This window comes from Nocardia altamirensis NBRC 108246 (assembly GCF_001612685.1).
GTDB classification, from domain to species: Bacteria; Actinomycetota; Actinomycetes; order Mycobacteriales; family Mycobacteriaceae; genus Nocardia; species Nocardia altamirensis.
This window is the reverse complement of record NZ_BDAY01000088.1, coordinates 37,814-52,935: the sequence shown is the minus strand read 5'-3', so window position 1 is coordinate 52,935 and position 15,122 is coordinate 37,814. Positions and strand designations below refer to the sequence as shown.

Sequence of the window (15,122 nt, the reverse complement as noted above, 5' to 3'; positions counted from 1 at the left end):
GCGATGGCGGCTTACGCGCTGGTGGTCGGCAGTGTCCGGCCCACTCGCGTTTCCTGATCGGCTCGCCACCCGTCCGTTCCTGGCCAGCAGATCGAGAGAACGCGGCGCCGGACTTGTCCGAATCGGGGAGTGGGGGATCCGGTTGCTCGCCGCACTCCCAGAGTGTCGAATCTGGCTACCCCAGACCTGGGACGACCGGAAGGGTGCGGTGGGCACTGCGCCGTAGAAGGCATCAGCCAGCGCATGCTGACCCGGGTCCTTCGTGCGCTCGAGTCCGATGGTTTGGTGCACCGGAAGGTCCACCCCACGGTGCCGCCGAGCGAGGCTTCGGCGCTCGGGGTGGCACGGCGCCGCCACGCAATGCCCAGCGCTGGGGAGTGGCCGACGGGGCCGGGGGTGCAGGCTGGTTGGAGCGGACGTTGGACTTGGGTCCGGCGTCGAGACGGCGTGTTGGTGCAGGTAGAGGGCCATTTTGCAGAAGAGGTTGAAACGGAATGATCCGTTCTGATAGACTCTTCATAACGGAACGAAACATTCCGTTCTAATCAACAAGGAGAATCCCATGACCAAGATCCACCCATTCCGCATCGAGATTTCTCAGGCCGACCTCGACGATCTGAACTACCGCCTCGCGCACACGCGGTTCGCCGACGAGCTGGCCGCCGAGAAGGTCGCGGGCAAGGTCGATCTCGGCATCCCGGTGGCGCCCGGCTTCGAGTACGGAGTGCCTGGTTCGTTCACCCGCCCGCTGATCGAGCGGTGGCGCAACGAATTCGACTGGCGCACGGTCGAGGCGAAGCTCAACACGTTCCCGCACTTCCGCACCGAAATCGATGGACAGCAGATTCACTTCGTGCACATCCCCTCGGCCAACCCGGCGGCCACCCCGTTGATGCTGACCCACGGCTGGCCGAGCTCATTCGTCGAGTACCTGGGCTTGGTCGACAAGCTCACCGACGCGTTCCATCTGGTCATCCCGTCCTACCCTGGCTATGCCTTCTCCGGCCCCACCGGCGACATCGGCTGGACCCCGGAGCGGATGGCCGCAGCGTACGTCGAGCTGATGCGGCGCCTCGGCTACCCGCGCTACGGCGTGCACGGCAACGACGCGGGTGCGATCGTGGCCCCGGAGATGGGCCGGCTCGCCCCAGACTACGTCATCGGCGTGCACGTCAACCAGATCTTCGCCTTCCCGAGCGGCGACCCGGACGAGCTGGCAAGCCTGAGCGAGCAGGATCGGGCCTTCATCGAGTTCGGTCAGAAGTTCCTCGAGCACTCCATCCACGACTTCTCCCAGCGCGCGCAGCCGCAGACCATCGCCGCGGGTCTGGCCGATTCCCCGGTCGGCCAGCTGACGTGGAGCAGCCAGCTCATCGGCACGCTCGATCCCGACGACATCATCACCAACGTCGCGATCTACTGGTTCACCAACACAGCCGCTTCCTCGGCCCGGTTCTACTACGAGAACGCCAAGGGCACCCACGCCACAGAACCCACCACCGTCCCCATCGGCCTGGCGTCCTTCGGCTACGACTACAAGCCGCCGCGCGCCCTCGCCGAGCGCGACCACGCCAACATCGTCCAGTGGAACGAGTACAGCGAGGGTGGTCACTGGGCCGCCTACGAGGTCCCCGACACCCTCGCCGAGGACATCCGCGGCTTCTTCGCGAAGCTCGCCTGATCCGGCACAGCTCTCCGCTGTCCGGGCCGGGTACGTATCGCGGTTGGGCAGCATGAGGCTCTCACCCGCCCGAATGCGGGGCAATCCCCGTGCTACGTTTCGATCCACCCGGTCGGCTGCTGCGCGGTCCGCGGCAGAAAGCGGTTGCCGACCTGGATCGGGCCCGGCCACGCCTCGCCGGTGATTTTGCCGTGAGTACGGATTTCGATCAGAACAGGTGGATCGACGATGCCATGTCGGACGGCGATCAGATCGCATGCACGCCAGTCAGATACCTCGCGGCAGCCAGACCCGCGACGACGGCGGCGCAGGCCCGCCAGTGCCAGCGCCAAGCCGAGTGCGCCGACGGCGAGCAGAGCAAGGTGTGCACGCCGATCAACGCCGCAGTGATCATCGCTGTGCCAGATACGGCCGCGGACGGCGACGCTTTCATCGTCTGGTCCGGCGTCTGGCGTGCAGTGACATCGTTTGGCCGAGTGGGACGTTCGGGCGCCAGGCGATGATGTCGACGCCGATGGCCGCCATATTGCGATACATGGCAGCGCGTTCGAGCCGCCAGCCTCGTGATCGGGGCCCGTAGAACCTGGATGGCGAGACCCGAGCGTCAAGCGCGCAACTCGGCCGCGTTGTTGGCGCCGGAGATAGTCAGTACGGCACCGTGGATTGCGGACGCGCGGTGTGAGACGAGAAAGCGGATGGCTTCGGCGATTGCGTCGGGCGTTTCGATGTGCCTCGCCGCGCCGGCGTCCACGGAATTCACTCGCACGCCACGAGGGCCGTACTCGGCGGCCCAGGAGGTGGTCAGCGCGTTGAGCGCTACCTTGGCCGCTTGGGCGGCGATCGTGCCTGCACCGGTGGTGACGTTGACGATCGTTCCTCCGCCGCGGTCGGCCATGGTGGGAGCGAAGGCGCTGGTCAAAATATGGGGGGCCTTTACGATGAGGTCGAATGCCGTATCGAACAGCGCCTCAGTGGTTTCCGCGCAACCCATTGCGCAGGTGTTGTTGACCAGCACGTCTAACGGGGTGCCGTCGAGCACGTCTGTTGTTGCGGCGATCAAGGCGTGTAACGCTGCGGCGTCGCGGAAATCGGCGATGAGCTGTCTCGCTCGCCCGCCGGACCATTCGATCAGTTGGCGGGTTTCGGTGGCTTCGGCGCCGTCGTCACCACAGAGCACGACCGCGTACCCGTCTTCGGCGAGTCGAAGGGCGGTCGCGCGCCCGAGACCACACGCCGCGCCGGTGACCATGGCCCAACGATCTTCTGACATGTTTGTTGATCTCAGTGCCGCGCGGGCGCCGCCAGTAGTGCAGTCACGTCAGCATTGCGCAGTGACAATTCTTCGGGTGACGACCTGACGCTGTGTCACTGGTGGCGGCGCCGCGGTCCGAGCGATGCTGGTCGGTTCAGGAAACCGGTGCCGATCCGCGCCGTCGGAAACGGTATTCGAATCCTTCGGTATAGAGCGACGGGGGAGTCGACGAGGAGGACTGTTCGATCACTCCATCGTCGGCGACATAGAAGAGGGCCCGCCCGATCGCGAGCTCGCCGGGCTCGGTCGGCACGAAGACCAGCCAGCCGACCTCGAGTCGCTCGGCGGCGAGCTGGTCGAGGGGATAGCCGGTGGTATCGAGGTCGCGGCCGAGGATGTACGCGCGCACCAGCGAGATCGCCCGATCGCGGGGCAGCGGTGCGGTGACTGTGGCCGTCCGGCCGGCCAGCGACAACTGGTAGACGGCGCCGTCGATGTCGTCTGCGGGAGCATCGAACACCGCGGACAGCGTATTGCGGGTCACCACACCGGCTTCGGCGGCGGCGACCAGGGTGTCCGCCGCTTCCCGATGGCGCTCGGCCGAAGCGTCGCCGGCGACCTGACACACGATCTCCGCGACGATCCGCGACGACCACACCCCGGGCACCGCCGCACTGATCCGGTCGGCTCCTGGCGATTCGCCGCGATACCAAGCGCCGTGGTCCCACCAGTAGCAGAACGAGAGCAAGCCTTGCGTCGCGCGCAGATTCAGCACCTGGTCGGTCACCCATTCCGGGGCGCCTGCGAACAGGTTCGGCAAGGGGGCGCCGCCGTTGTATGCGGCGTCCAGCTCGGGAGCGTTCCACACACCGCCGGACAACACCGCGCGCCCGCCGGGCAACACGTACAGGGAGCAGCCGCTGCGATCGGTCGCTGCGTCTATCGTTTACGATGGGCTATTTCTCAGGCTGGGGTCACTTCGAACGAGCGAGGAGCATCGGTGTCGGAATCTTCGGAGTTCTCGGTTGTGCCCGCCGAGGTGTCCGATGCGGGCCGGTTCGTGCTGTTGACCGCCGAGTCTCTGACGAATGGGCTGCAATCGTTGAGTGCTGACGTCACTGCATTGCTCGAGTCATGGAAGGGCACGTCGGCCGATGCCTACGGTGCGGGATGGGCAGAGACCAAGCATGGTGCCAACACTGTGCTCGAGGCGTTGTCCGCCATGGCGGAGCTGCTCGGGGTGACCAGCCAGACGCTGGGGGATCACGACGTATCGCGGGCACAGCAGACCAGCTCGCTCGAGCTGCCGTAGGGGGAAGCATGGATAACACGCAGCCCTTTCAGGTGAAATTAGCCGAGCTGGAGCAGATTTCAGCACGGCTGGATGGATTCATCGGATTTCTGTCCGAAAGTTTGACGGGGCTGCAGCAAAGGATCGACACGGTACAGCAGAGTTGGCAGGGATCTGCTGCGGGTGCGCAGGCAGAGGCGTTCCGGCTGTGGATGACCGGCGCGACAGACGTTGCCGAGGGGATCGCGGCGATGAAGCAGGCAGCTGAGGCCGCGCGTGATCGCTACAGTTCCGCTGCGGCGACGAATCTTCGGATGCTCGGCAGGGGGTAGATACCACCGTGACCGAGTTCAATGTGGATCCGCTCGTCTACGTCGGCTCCGCCACCAATCTGCACACCGCGGCCGTAGATTTTCACGCGGACTTCGAGGCCCAGATGGCGGCCTTGGGTGACACCAAGGACATGGGTGGCAGCGTGGGAGAATGCAAGGACTGGGCCGCCTCGTACGACACTAACGCCACGGAGGCTTACAGCCTGGCGAGTTCCCTGGTTCAGGCACTCGACAATTACGCTGGCATTCTGCAACAGGCGGGCTACAACTACGCGCTCGCCGATTATGCGAAGGGCACCGGCCGCGCGGAGCCGGGACAACCGAAAGCGTTCTACCCGGCGTGGAGCACCTGCCCCGTTCCGCCGCCGTCGGCCGGAGGGCCCGGCAACGGGTTGATCGATGACGGTTTCGGGCTTGCTGCCATTGCCGGGGTGACGATCCCGGATGGCGATCCCGACAAGCTCCTCGCGGCCGCCGCAGTGTGGGAAGCGTTGGCCACCAATGGCAAAGCGGCGGATCTGCCTGCTCGAATCGAGGCAGAGGCGAAGTGTTTCGAGGCGGTGACCGCGCCGGACGCCTCCTATATCGACGAGGACCTGCGGGAGATGAAGACCGCGGCCGAAGACCTCCTCGGCCTGTTCGCCGATCTCGCGCAATCGTGTCGCGAGCAGAAGGCCGCTATCGACGACATGCGCGCCCAGCTGACGAAGCTGCTCGAGGACTTGGCGATCGACATCGCGAAAGACGTTGCGGTAGGCCTGGTCATCAGCGCGGCCGCGGGAGTCTTGACGGCAGGGTTCGGTGCGGCAGCGGTCGCCGCCTATCGGGCGGGCAAGATCGCGGAGAAGGTCAAGAGATACGCCGACAGGCTCAAAGGCATTTACAGCACCTTCAAGCTGCTGCGAGCAATCAAGGTAAAGAAGCCTCCCGCTACAATCCGAGATAAGCTGCAACGCATAATCGACCTCGCCAAGAGGGCAGTTCAGCTGGGTTCGCCCGAGCGCCCAAGTCATGTCCCTGCGGACTGGGAGGTGCGTCTCGCCGACAACGGGAAGGGGTGGGTGTGGCAGAAGCCGGGCTCTGTCAAGAATCAGAATATGTTCCGCGACGCGCTACCCAACGATGAATACCCGAACGGTTACGTGCGCTTCTACAATGAGCAGGGCCAACCTTTGAAGCTGGACGGAAAGCCAGGAGCTCCCTCTGAAACTCATTTTCCAAAAAATCCGGACGGAACATACCCGAAACCTCCAGGTTGGTGAGTAATGGAACTGCAATTGAAAATTGTCGGACAGCAGATTTCGAAGGTAACTTCCGGATTCACAGTGACGATGGAGATAGGCCCGCTGGCCGAGTTCGAGTTGCAAATCGAAGGCGAGCTGTCCTTCCGTACACCTGCTGGGGCCGTGCTGAACGCCCTTTCCGGAAGTTATGCCGAGATCGGTTCCGGCCTCGAAGCCATTGTAGGCTCCACCGTGACAAGAGCCGATGCCAGTGAAGTCGACGGCTTGAGTCTTGAATTCGACTCCGGTGCCGCGATCCACGTTCCCGTCCACCCAAAGTATGAAGCTTGGGGGCTTGCCGGAGTCGATGGCTCCCGAGTCATTTGCCTGCCGGGCGGAGAGTTCGCCATCTGGTCTGCACGAAAAGGCAAGTGAGCCAGCAGTAGATGCGAGTTTCGAGCCTCCTCCTAAATGACCGGCCGACGGGCAGCCGTCGCCCGCCGCGCCGGGCGGCACAAGTGGAACAATTGGCGCCGCGAGACGATCAAAGCGTCAGCGCGCCCGCCGGGCCGATAGATGTTCAGCTGGCAATGACCTTGTTCGACTTGGTGCGGTTGCACCGCCAGCACAAGGTCTGAAGGTTGTCGGGCGCTGTGAACCCGCCCTTGGACGTCCCGAGCGCGACAGTCACGATCGCTGCGATTGGTAGCCAGTTCGCGGCCGCCCACTCGATGACCAACACGATCAGCCCCAGGATCAGCCCTCAGAATCGGGAATTTCCCCGTTACGTGCACGACGTTCGAGTGGGAACGAAGATCGCTCGACAGTCCGTAACGGGTTACGTAGCGTCCTCCTCGGTCCCTCGCATACCTCGCCGGTGAGGGGCCGAACTGTGCGAGGGCAAACATCTGACAAGGGGAGTTGTTCGACGATGAAATGGAAGACCGCGCTGGTTGTCAGCTGTCTAGCGGTGGCTATCCCGGGATTTGTGGGGGCATCAGCAGCTTGGGCTCACGGGCCGGATAGCCCGAGGTCACCAGGGGAAAGCAGGGTCATCAAGGGTCCGGATCTGCTCAACGCTGCTGGTGAAGTCGTTGGTGGATCGGTGATCTTTACCGAGGGTGTCAATATGAAAGGTGTCAGCCCGAGAGGTCGAGAGTACCCGGAGGGCGGGGTTTGGGACTACGGCACAGATTTCGATAAGGGCTGGTCGAATTACTTCCACGCCAGCAGGCCTCATGGCGCGACCACGAAACAGGGGCGTGCGCAAGATAGGCGTGATGTCGGACCTGGTGCTTGGGCGAACACGACGCTCTATCGCGCAGTCGGAGGCGGGACGATGGAGTCATTTTGGCGGGTCAACGACTGATCTGAAAAGCGTTGCGCACAGCGTGAGTTGCTAGGTCTGCGTTCACGTTGGCGAGCGTCATGATCGGTGGGGTGTCGCAGTCTGCGACGGATCCGGGTCGCAGGCGCGTCCCTCGTGTGAAGTGCTGGTGGGCGGTAAGATGTTGCCCGCCAGCACTTTTCGCTGTGCATCCAATCGTGGGTCGTTGGTCGATGTTGTCTGTCGTTGAAGCGGGTGTGTTCGAAAGGGTTGGTGTGCGGCATCTTGGATTGAAGTTCGTTATCTGCTCCGTGCTGGCTACGGCGTCGTTGCTGGGGTTCCTGATAGCCGAGGATCTGGATAAGTATCCGGGCTGGCAGGGGGGCTTTCTCGTGGAGGTAGAAGACAATCGGAGCGGTGTGTCGTGGGAGCACGTGACGGAGACGGTCACCGCCGTCGCGCAGCGGCATCGCGCGACGATCCTGCGTGTCGACGAGGATTTCTACGATGGCGATCACCTCAATCATGTCTATGTTGCTGCCGGTGATCCACGATCAGATGGTGTGGCGAGGGTCCGCGAACTGTTGACCTCGTTCGGGCGGTCACCGGCGCTGCGGTTGGACATCAAACCCTTCGATCGAGGCGACGGGCTCGACCCCCGGGCTGCGTACCGGGTGCGCGGGCCGGAGGCTGCAGCGGCGGAGTTGACGACCCGTTTCGAGGAGCTGGGTCTATTCGGTACGCGGAGTTCGTCTTTGGCGTTCGGTCAGGTGGCCCTGATGTACATAGTGCGCTCGAGGGTGCTGGTCGCCGCGCTGCTTGGCGGGTTGATCGCGCTCACCTCAGGCACGGTGCTGCTGAGCGCCCGCCGGTATGCGGTGTGGCGGTTACACGGCGCGACGGTGCCTCAGCTGATGTGGCGCGATATCCGCAGCCTGGCCCCGTTCTGCGCGGTCGCCAGTGTGGGTGCCTGGGCTGCGGTGTCAGGTTTCCTGCGCTGGTACAACGGGTGGGCTCAGTTCGCTGTGTTCGCTCGTGTCGCCACGACCGCAGCGATACTGATGGCCTTCGTCGTGGGGTTGGCCTACAGCACCGCATTACTCGCGGTGTTCGCGACTCCGGTGGTGGAGACACTGAAGGGCAGACTGAGGCTGGGGCCGGCGATGACGCTGTTGTACCCGTTGCGGATCCTTGCCGTCCTCCTGGTTGTGCCCGCCGTGGCCGCGATAGTCTCCGGTTGTGCGGATCTGGACAATCGCAATGCCGCTCACCCATACGCTGCCCGCGTGGGCGACGCGGTCAACATTGCTTTCCCCGGCCATCGCATATGGGAGACGATGGATCGAAACGATGAGGAAACCGGCCGGTGGCTGCGTCAGCTGGACATCCGTGGCCGGGTTACCGTCATGAAACGGGATGCGTTGCGAGACTATCTTCCGCCCCCGGCTTTGCCGGTCACTCGAGAAATGCTGTGGGTGAACGACACCTTCCTCGCTGACCAACCGGTGTTGGATACAGCCGGGTCCCGCTACGGGCCTGCGCCTGAGAACACTGTTCGGATCATCATTCCCGAACGTCTACGCACGCATGCCGAAGCAATCACGACCAGTGTCCTCAAGAATTTCACCCCGGAGAACCTGCCCGCCGGAGTGCCGCCACCGCACGTACAGCAGGTGCCGGCCGCAGACGGGCAAACCGTTTTCGTCTATGCCACCAAGGGCCAGGAAATAGATGCTGAGGGTACTCAGATGACCCGGCCGCTGGTTGATGACCCGGTGATCATCTCTATTCCCAACGGAACGCCATTGATCAGCGATATTCGTCTCGCCGCATGGGCGAATCAATACGGTGTCGTCCTCTCACCTGAGGACATCACTTCGGCTGTGGACCGGGACCTGCCCGCCGATCACATCCTGAGCATGCGTCCGATCACCGGGCTGCTCGCCGACAACCACGCGAGTGCCGTCCGTCGCTTGATCTCTGCTGGAGTGACACTCGGATTGACGCTCGCGGTGCTGGTCCTGGCCGCAGTCACTACATGCGTGCTGTACACGCGCAAACAGGTGCGCACCATCTACGCCGGTCAGGTTGTCGGCCGTTCCTTCTGGCGCATCCACCGGCGGATGTTCCTGCTCGAAATCATCATTCCCATCGGGGCTTTCGTGTGGATATGCGTGAACAACTGGCAACGGGCGCGCGCCGTCACGATCTACGCCGACCTCGGAATTCCGGCACCCCCACTGACTCAGGCACCTGACTGGTGGCGGCTGATGCCCGCCACAGTCGTAGCTGTAGTTGCGATCGCGGTGTTCGCCACGTCCTTGGCCCTCGCGCACCGCCGTATCACCGCCACCGGCATCAACGACACATAGCCCCTCCACCCCACGACTTAGGAAGAAACCCATGAGCTACCACGAGCCGCTGCGAAAGATCGGTTCATGATCCGTATCGAGAACCTGAGCAAGTCTTTCGGCCGACGGGCCTTGTGGTCAGGGCTGAACATGACCATCGGTGATGGGCAGCTGGCGGTTGTTGCCGGCCCCAGCGGATCGGGCAAGACCACCCTGCTCAACTGCCTCGGTCTGCTCGACCGTCCCGTGGAAGGTCGAGTCCTGCACGACCGGACAGATATGACCGCACTCAGCCGCCGTGGTGGCCGTCGCTATCGGCGCGACAACATCGGATACCTGTTCCAGCATTACGCCCTCATCGAGGACGCCACCATCGCCGACAACCTGCGTCTAGCACTCACGACCCGAGGAAATCACTCGACTCGCTACCACGAGGTCCTCGATCGAGTCGGACTGGCCGGACGGGACAAGGACAACGTCTACCAGCTCAGCGGTGGAGAGCAGCAACGCGTCGCCCTGGCCCAGTTACTGCTCAAGAATCCGCCGATAGTTCTCGCCGACGAACCAACCGCATCCCTCGACAACGCCAACGCTGACACAGTCATCGACATCCTGCGCGAGCTGGCCGTCGCAGGCGCAACCGTCATCGTCGCCACTCACAATGATGCCATTCGCGCCCACGCCGACATCGAACACGAGCTCACCCCGGTGCAGTCCGGTTCGGGACAGGAACAGCGCATCCGGTGACTTCTATGCACCACAAGGTATTTCGTTGCGCAGCTTGCGGATGTTCACCACCCGCTACCCCGACGCCGATAGCCTCACATCCGTTGGGAAGCAAGGCTTTCGATATGTCCCACTCGAACCCGCAGTTCGGCCACTGCCAGGGCTACCGGCGGTGCGGTCGGGCCGTCGTCGGACCGAAAGGTGTGAGCCACCACACGATTCGGGTGATCCGGATTGAGGCCGATGGTGATGACGGTGCACGCGTAATACATTGCATTCACCGGTGCAAGGCACGTCTCTGACACTGGATTGCGACCTCACCTCGATGACCAACCTCAGGAAAGCAAGCACCTGCTCGATATCCGCGTCGTCGCCGTGCGATCTCAAGGCTGAGCCACGCTTCGCCCGAACTGGCTACGACCGAGGCTCGATCAAGCGCTCCCGTGTGCTGGATGTGGTCGCAGTTTCCTCGCAACGGCGAATCTCCGACGACTGCACGCAATGCATGCCCAGCTCACGCACAGGAAACCGAATGCTGCACAAGCTGCTTGACGACCTTGCCGCCGGGATTCAACTCGACGAGCAGCCGTTTACCTAGCGATCAGTGCGCTGCGTAACCGCGGTCCGCAGTACCGATATCGCCCCGCGCACCACCAGCCCAACCGCTACCACCGGCGCGAATACCAACCACGGAGAGCGCCGGTGGTAGTCGCAGTAGAACCGAAACGCGCTGCGGTGGTGGCTGCGGATCTTGCGGAACGGCGCCGACCGCATGCTCCCGCCCTGACGGTGGCGGATCTCAACGCTGGGGTCCAAGACCACCCGCCATCCGCCGCGGTGCATGTCCAATGCCGCTTTGGTCTCCTCGAAGTAAAGAAAGTACCGCGTATCGAACCCGCCAATTGAGTCAAATGCACTGCGGCGGAACAACATACAGCAACCCGAGATCCAGTCGACATCACTGACCCTAGTCACCGGCTCGCCGAAGTACCTGCGAGTCGCAGGATTCCCCGGCCATACCCCGCCGAGCAGCGCGTGCACAATTCCAACCGCCAACGAAGGGAACCGGCGACCAGTCGGGTACGGCGTCCCATCGAGCCGAGCCACTTGCGGGCCGATCATGCCGATTCTGTCGTCGGTCATCGCGGTCTCGACGAGCGCAGCTATCGATCCAGGCGCAAGCCTCGTGTCCGGGTTGGCCACCAAGATCCATTCAGCGTCGGTCGCGGCAGCCCCCTGGTTGATCGCAGCAGCAAGCCCCACGTTCTCACTGTTGCGAATCACGGTTCCGCCGAATTCCTGGACGAGTTCGACGCTTCGATCAGACGAAACGTTGTCGACGCCGACGACGTCGAGCGCGAGCGGCTCCACCGCCGCCGGTAGTGATTCCAAGAACGGCGGCAGATCTTCAGCGCTTTGATACGTCACGAGAATGAGGCCGACGGTCTTGTCGTCGCGGCGAGACATGCGCGCGAACCTATCAGGTGATGCACCGCAATCGGAACCTGGGTCGTTGCGACAAAACTTCGCCGTCAAGGCAGTCCGGCAGCCGTTGTGCGCCCACGCCCGATCACGATCGTTGAGGACCCGCGATTTACCCCGGGCCGAGCAGGTACGACGTGCCGAAACCTCCTCAAGGGCCGACAAGATGCTGCGTACTCTGTAGTCCTGTAACAGATTTCGTGTCGACAGAGGAGGAATACGTCATGCTCGCAGCGTTCTCGATCACCCCGGTCAGTGTTGGCGAAGATGTCGGCGAGCAGGTGGCTGCGGCTGTCCGGGTCATCCGCGATAGTGGGCTGCCAAACCGGACCGCGGCGAGCTTTACCGAAATCGAAGGGGACTGGGACGAGGTGATGGCGGTCATCAAGGCGGCAACCGACGCCGTCATGGCTGTCTCCGCGAGGTGCAGCATCGTCATCAAGGCCGACGTTCGCCCCGGTTACAACAACACGCTGACCACCAAGCTCAAGTCGGTCGAGCGTCATCTTGCGCAGCAGTAGTGCCGACCGGCTTGAATCTCGTTGCATGTCAACGTCATCGCGTAGACGCATAGTTGTATCGTCAGGTAGCGTCGCCAGATTGTGGCTCTGGTAGACCCGGCAATCATCGGTGCTCTGTCAGCCGCCGTGTCGTTGGCAGGAGCGGGCCTTACGTGGCGAAACGCGCGTGGGGTCAAGCTTCATGCGGGCTACGAACTGGCGCGGTCGCTGTACGGCACGCTCGTCTCGGCGCAGATGTGTGAGGTTCGCGATGCTTTGGAGGGGTATCGCCGTGCGGCGCAGCGAAGTCGGCGAGATACCAAGGACATACTGCCGACCTACTTCGCACTGTTGTGGTGTTTCGAAGGGATTCTGGTCGGTCGAAGAAGCCTGGTGGGTCAGCGAAAGCTCAATGGGACGAGCCCGGCTGTTGTCTATCTGGACGATGCGATTCGCTGGCACCTGCGGGAGTGGGTTAAGCGGTGGCCGCAACTACGTGGACTGATCAAGGAGCATGTGAGAGACCTCGATGACCAGCATTCGCTGGCTAGCTTGATCGAGTTGGCGGTCGCGGTGCTCGGTGAGGGCGTCGAGGTCGAGTCGCTCCGTTCCCACCTTCCGGGTGATCGCTAGCTAGCGGGATTCGTCGTACGCAGTGCATGCGTTCGCTTCGTCGGCGGCCATTCCGGCATCAATCGAACAAGAACCGACCAGGTAACGCGGCATCCGCCTCAAACTTACTCAACGATGGTTGTCCGGTCTCATGGGGTTCATGTCGGCCACAGATGCAAGAAAGCCGAAATCCCTTGCGGTGCAAGGGATTTCGGCTCGTACTGTGTCCGGAGGGGGACTTGAACCCCCACGCCCGTTAAAGGGCACTAGCACCTCAAGCTAGCGCGTCTGCCATTCCGCCACCCGGACCGGTGGTGCTCAGCAAGATTATAGGATGGCGGCGCGTGGACCAAATCGCGCGTTGACCGCGTGTTTTGGCGGGGGTTGCTGGTCGGATGACCGAGGTTGCGGGAGGGCTTCGGTGGGGGTGGAAGCCCTGTCCGTGATTCAGACGAGTTCCTCGAAGGTGCGGTCGAAACCCAGGGCGCCGTGTCCGTCGGCTACCTGACGGTCGAGGAGGTTTTTGAGGGGAGCCACGAGGTCGGTTGCGGTGCCGGTTTCGCGGCTGGCGCGGTTGATGGCGTCGAGGGCGGCCTTGTGGAAGGCGATGGATTGGACGGGGTTGGTGTAGTCGCCCGAGTCGATGATCCGGCCGAAGGCGGGGAGCACCTGAGCCATGGCGGTGATCCAGGCGACGGCGCGTTCGGCGAAGTCGGCAGCCGTGACGCCGACGGAGCGCACCATGGCGGCGCCGTGCATGAAGCCGCCGAACATCGCGTACATGGCGGAGAGCAGGGCGAAGTCGTAGGTGGATGCGACGCCGGCGTCGGTGCCGAAATAGACTGTGTCGGCAAACAATTCGAGCGTCTCGCGGTGCTGTTCGAAGAGCGGTTGCGAGCCGCTGTACAGGATCGACGCGCCGATCTGGCCGATCATCGGAGGAACAGCCATGATGCCGCCGTCGAGATAGTCGATGCCGTGTTCGGCAGCCCAGACGGCCAGTTCGCGGGCCTCGTCGGGGGTGGTGCTGGTCAGGTTGAGCAGCTGCTTGCCCTTCAGGTCGGCGGCGACGGGGTCGAGGATGGTGTGCACCGAGGCGTGGTCGAGGAGGACGACGATGATCAGGTCGCTTGCCTGAACGGCGGCGCGGGCCGAGGGAGCGCTGGTTGCGCCTGCGGAGACGAGGGCGGCGTCCTTGCCGGGGGTGCGGTTCCAAACGGTGGTCGGGCGGTCGCCCTTGCGGAGCGCCGCGGCCAGCGCCTGGCCCATCGCGCCGAGTCCGAGGACCGTCACCGTGGTGTTCGTGCTATCCGCCATTGCGGGGTCAACTCCTTGGTAGATCGTGAACGTGGTGGTCAGCGCGCTGAAACCAACAGTGCTCTTTGCCGTCGGAGCCGACAAGTACCTACTATTTAGTCGGGTACTTACCGATAGGTGTGTGAACTGGTAGAGAGGTCGGGCGATGAGCGGAAAACGATCGGGGCCATACATCTGCGGCATCGACGCGGCGATGGACGTGGTCGGCGGGAAGTGGAAAGCGCTGATCTTGTGGGAGCTCGAGGCGCACGGTGTGCGTCGCTTCGGTGAGCTTCGGCGCGGCCTGCCCGGTGTTTCGGAGAAGATGCTGATTCAGCAACTGCGGGAGCTGGAGGAGGACGGCATCGTCTCGCGCGAGATCTACCGCGAAGTGCCACCGAAGGTCGAGTACCGGCTCACCGAATTGGGGTCCGCGCTCAATCACGCGCTGGGACCGCTCGGCGCGTGGGGGCGCGAGCGCATCGACCGCATCGGCGCGGCCCGCGTACACCCGTTGCCGGCATGAGTCGCAGCTGAGCCGGGTGGCGATGCTCGGACAATGATCGAAAAATGACGGATCTGTGCAACGTTGCGTCGCTTGCTGACGATGTGAAGGTTGTCCGTGTGTTGCGGATCGAAATCGGATCGTAGTAAGGCAGATTCACGTGGTTATTGGGGGCGCACAGGCGCGTCGGCGAACTCATGGTTCGATAGCACCTCGACATCTTCGGCTCGTCGCGTCGTCGGGTGAACTCGTCGGGTTCGCTGATTGCCCGTTCTTGATCGTGTCGGTGATCGAGACGGGGGTGCGCGGTTGGCTGGCTCCGGGGGTCGCGCGAGTGGAGCTGGTCAGTGTGGGCGGCGCGGTGTACGCGGCGGATATCGCGGGGCAATCATTCACTGTGGCAGTCGATCTCCACAGTGAGTGCGGATATGCCTTCGAGGCGATAGATCACTTCACAGCTCGGGTGTACGACAGCGGCGACGCCCTGCTGTATGAGGGGCCGGTGCTCGTCTGACGTCGTCGATTGAAACCCTGTGCAGTGCGG

General features: G+C 63.3%; 19 protein-coding genes, 1 tRNA gene and 1 pseudogene. 14 read left to right on the top strand and 7 right to left on the bottom strand.

Annotation, left to right across the window (positions count from 1 at the left end):
- From NA11_RS46430 to NA11_RS35810, 3 genes are all read left to right on the top strand, one after another.
- On the top strand, nucleotides 1–226 hold a 226-nt coding region (locus NA11_RS46430), incomplete at its 5' end, for a hypothetical protein (protein ID WP_218023443.1).
- A 17-nt stretch (nucleotides 227–243) separates the two neighbouring features.
- Nucleotides 244–498 carry a winged helix-turn-helix transcriptional regulator gene (locus NA11_RS47370; RefSeq protein WP_218023442.1) on the top strand — a complete coding sequence of 85 codons (255 nt, stop codon included), beginning with the start codon at nucleotides 244–246 and terminating at the stop codon, nucleotides 496–498.
- 64 nt (nucleotides 499–562) lie between these two features.
- Nucleotides 563–1,681 carry an epoxide hydrolase family protein gene (locus NA11_RS35810; RefSeq protein ID WP_069166509.1) on the top strand — a complete coding sequence of 373 codons (1,119 nt, stop codon included), beginning with the start codon at nucleotides 563–565 and terminating at the stop codon, nucleotides 1,679–1,681.
- Between the two features lie 92 nt (nucleotides 1,682–1,773).
- Here NA11_RS35810 and NA11_RS45220 read toward each other — a convergent pair whose 3' ends face one another.
- The 3 genes from NA11_RS45220 to NA11_RS35795 all read right to left on the bottom strand — a co-directional run bounded on the left by NA11_RS45220 (nucleotide 1,774) and on the right by NA11_RS35795 (nucleotide 3,834).
- Nucleotides 1,774–2,013: a hypothetical protein gene (locus NA11_RS45220; RefSeq protein ID WP_141718035.1), complete on the bottom strand. Its 240-nt coding sequence runs from the start codon at nucleotides 2,011–2,013 to the stop codon at nucleotides 1,774–1,776.
- A gap of 272 nt (nucleotides 2,014–2,285) precedes the next feature.
- Nucleotides 2,286–2,930: an SDR family NAD(P)-dependent oxidoreductase gene (locus NA11_RS35800; protein ID WP_245746436.1), complete on the bottom strand. Its 645-nt coding sequence runs from the start codon at nucleotides 2,928–2,930 to the stop codon at nucleotides 2,286–2,288.
- Nucleotides 2,931–3,087: 157 nt separating this feature from the next.
- Nucleotides 3,088–3,834, bottom strand: a complete 747-nt coding sequence (locus tag NA11_RS35795; RefSeq protein WP_174567781.1) for a hypothetical protein — start codon at nucleotides 3,832–3,834, stop codon at nucleotides 3,088–3,090.
- A gap of 99 nt (nucleotides 3,835–3,933) precedes the next feature.
- Here NA11_RS35795 and NA11_RS45970 point away from each other — a divergent pair, with 99 nt between their 5' ends.
- From NA11_RS45970 to NA11_RS35775, 4 genes are read left to right on the top strand one after another with little or no spacing between them, the layout of a single operon-like run.
- Nucleotides 3,934–4,245: a WXG100 family type VII secretion target gene (locus NA11_RS45970; protein WP_167837800.1), complete on the top strand. Its 312-nt coding sequence runs from the start codon at nucleotides 3,934–3,936 to the stop codon at nucleotides 4,243–4,245.
- A gap of 8 nt (nucleotides 4,246–4,253) precedes the next feature.
- Nucleotides 4,254–4,556: a WXG100 family type VII secretion target gene (locus tag NA11_RS35785; protein WP_069166506.1), complete on the top strand. Its 303-nt coding sequence runs from the start codon at nucleotides 4,254–4,256 to the stop codon at nucleotides 4,554–4,556.
- An 8-nt stretch (nucleotides 4,557–4,564) separates the two neighbouring features.
- On the top strand, nucleotides 4,565–5,818 hold the full coding sequence (locus NA11_RS35780; protein WP_069166505.1) for a hypothetical protein: 1,254 nt from the start codon (nucleotides 4,565–4,567) through the stop codon (nucleotides 5,816–5,818).
- 3 nt (nucleotides 5,819–5,821) lie between these two features.
- The gene (locus tag NA11_RS35775) at nucleotides 5,822–6,214 is read left to right on the top strand and encodes a DUF6188 family protein (protein ID WP_141718033.1); all 393 of its coding nucleotides are present in this window, start codon (nucleotides 5,822–5,824) and stop codon (nucleotides 6,212–6,214) included.
- Between the two features lie 145 nt (nucleotides 6,215–6,359).
- Here the strand turns inward: NA11_RS35775 and NA11_RS45215 are convergent.
- A pseudogene (locus NA11_RS45215) lies at nucleotides 6,360–6,449 on the bottom strand (HNH endonuclease); the annotation flags it as partial.
- A 261-nt stretch (nucleotides 6,450–6,710) separates the two neighbouring features.
- Between NA11_RS45215 and NA11_RS47250 the strand changes: the two are divergent.
- From NA11_RS47250 to NA11_RS35765, 3 genes are all read left to right on the top strand, one after another.
- Nucleotides 6,711–7,148 (top strand): lactococcin 972 family bacteriocin, encoded by a 438-nt coding sequence (locus tag NA11_RS47250; RefSeq protein ID WP_084655341.1) that lies wholly within the window; start codon nucleotides 6,711–6,713, stop codon nucleotides 7,146–7,148.
- A 191-nt stretch (nucleotides 7,149–7,339) separates the two neighbouring features.
- Nucleotides 7,340–9,478, top strand: coding sequence for a bacteriocin-associated integral membrane family protein (locus NA11_RS35770; RefSeq protein ID WP_141718032.1), 2,139 nt, complete (start codon nucleotides 7,340–7,342; stop codon nucleotides 9,476–9,478).
- A 66-nt stretch (nucleotides 9,479–9,544) separates the two neighbouring features.
- Nucleotides 9,545–10,204: an ABC transporter ATP-binding protein gene (locus NA11_RS35765; RefSeq protein WP_069166502.1), complete on the top strand. Its 660-nt coding sequence runs from the start codon at nucleotides 9,545–9,547 to the stop codon at nucleotides 10,202–10,204.
- A gap of 573 nt (nucleotides 10,205–10,777) precedes the next feature.
- Here NA11_RS35765 and NA11_RS35755 read toward each other — a convergent pair.
- Nucleotides 10,778–11,650, bottom strand: a complete 873-nt coding sequence (locus NA11_RS35755; RefSeq protein WP_069166500.1) for a glycosyltransferase family 2 protein — start codon at nucleotides 11,648–11,650, stop codon at nucleotides 10,778–10,780.
- Nucleotides 11,651–11,889: 239 nt separating this feature from the next.
- Here NA11_RS35755 and NA11_RS35750 point away from each other — a divergent pair, with 239 nt between their 5' ends.
- The gene (locus NA11_RS35750) at nucleotides 11,890–12,186 is read left to right on the top strand and encodes an MTH1187 family thiamine-binding protein (protein WP_069166499.1); all 297 of its coding nucleotides are present in this window, start codon (nucleotides 11,890–11,892) and stop codon (nucleotides 12,184–12,186) included.
- An 81-nt stretch (nucleotides 12,187–12,267) separates the two neighbouring features.
- On the top strand, nucleotides 12,268–12,798 hold the full coding sequence (locus tag NA11_RS35745) for a hypothetical protein (protein WP_141718031.1): 531 nt from the start codon (nucleotides 12,268–12,270) through the stop codon (nucleotides 12,796–12,798).
- A 203-nt stretch (nucleotides 12,799–13,001) separates the two neighbouring features.
- Here NA11_RS35745 and NA11_RS35740 read toward each other — a convergent pair.
- Both NA11_RS35740 and NA11_RS35735 read right to left on the bottom strand, forming a co-directional pair.
- Nucleotides 13,002–13,086 (bottom strand) — tRNA-Leu (locus NA11_RS35740).
- A gap of 138 nt (nucleotides 13,087–13,224) precedes the next feature.
- A complete protein-coding gene (locus NA11_RS35735; protein ID WP_069166497.1) occupies nucleotides 13,225–14,094 on the bottom strand; it encodes an NAD(P)-dependent oxidoreductase in 870 nt (289 codons plus the stop codon).
- Nucleotides 14,095–14,239: 145 nt separating this feature from the next.
- On the opposite strand from NA11_RS35735, the gene NA11_RS35730 reads away from it, so the two are divergent.
- Nucleotides 14,240–14,599, top strand: a complete 360-nt coding sequence (locus tag NA11_RS35730; protein ID WP_069166496.1) for a winged helix-turn-helix transcriptional regulator — start codon at nucleotides 14,240–14,242, stop codon at nucleotides 14,597–14,599.
- Between the two features lie 259 nt (nucleotides 14,600–14,858).
- On the top strand, nucleotides 14,859–15,092 hold the full coding sequence (locus tag NA11_RS35725) for a hypothetical protein (protein WP_141718030.1): 234 nt from the start codon (nucleotides 14,859–14,861) through the stop codon (nucleotides 15,090–15,092).
- Nucleotides 15,093–15,122: the final 30 nt, after the last annotated feature.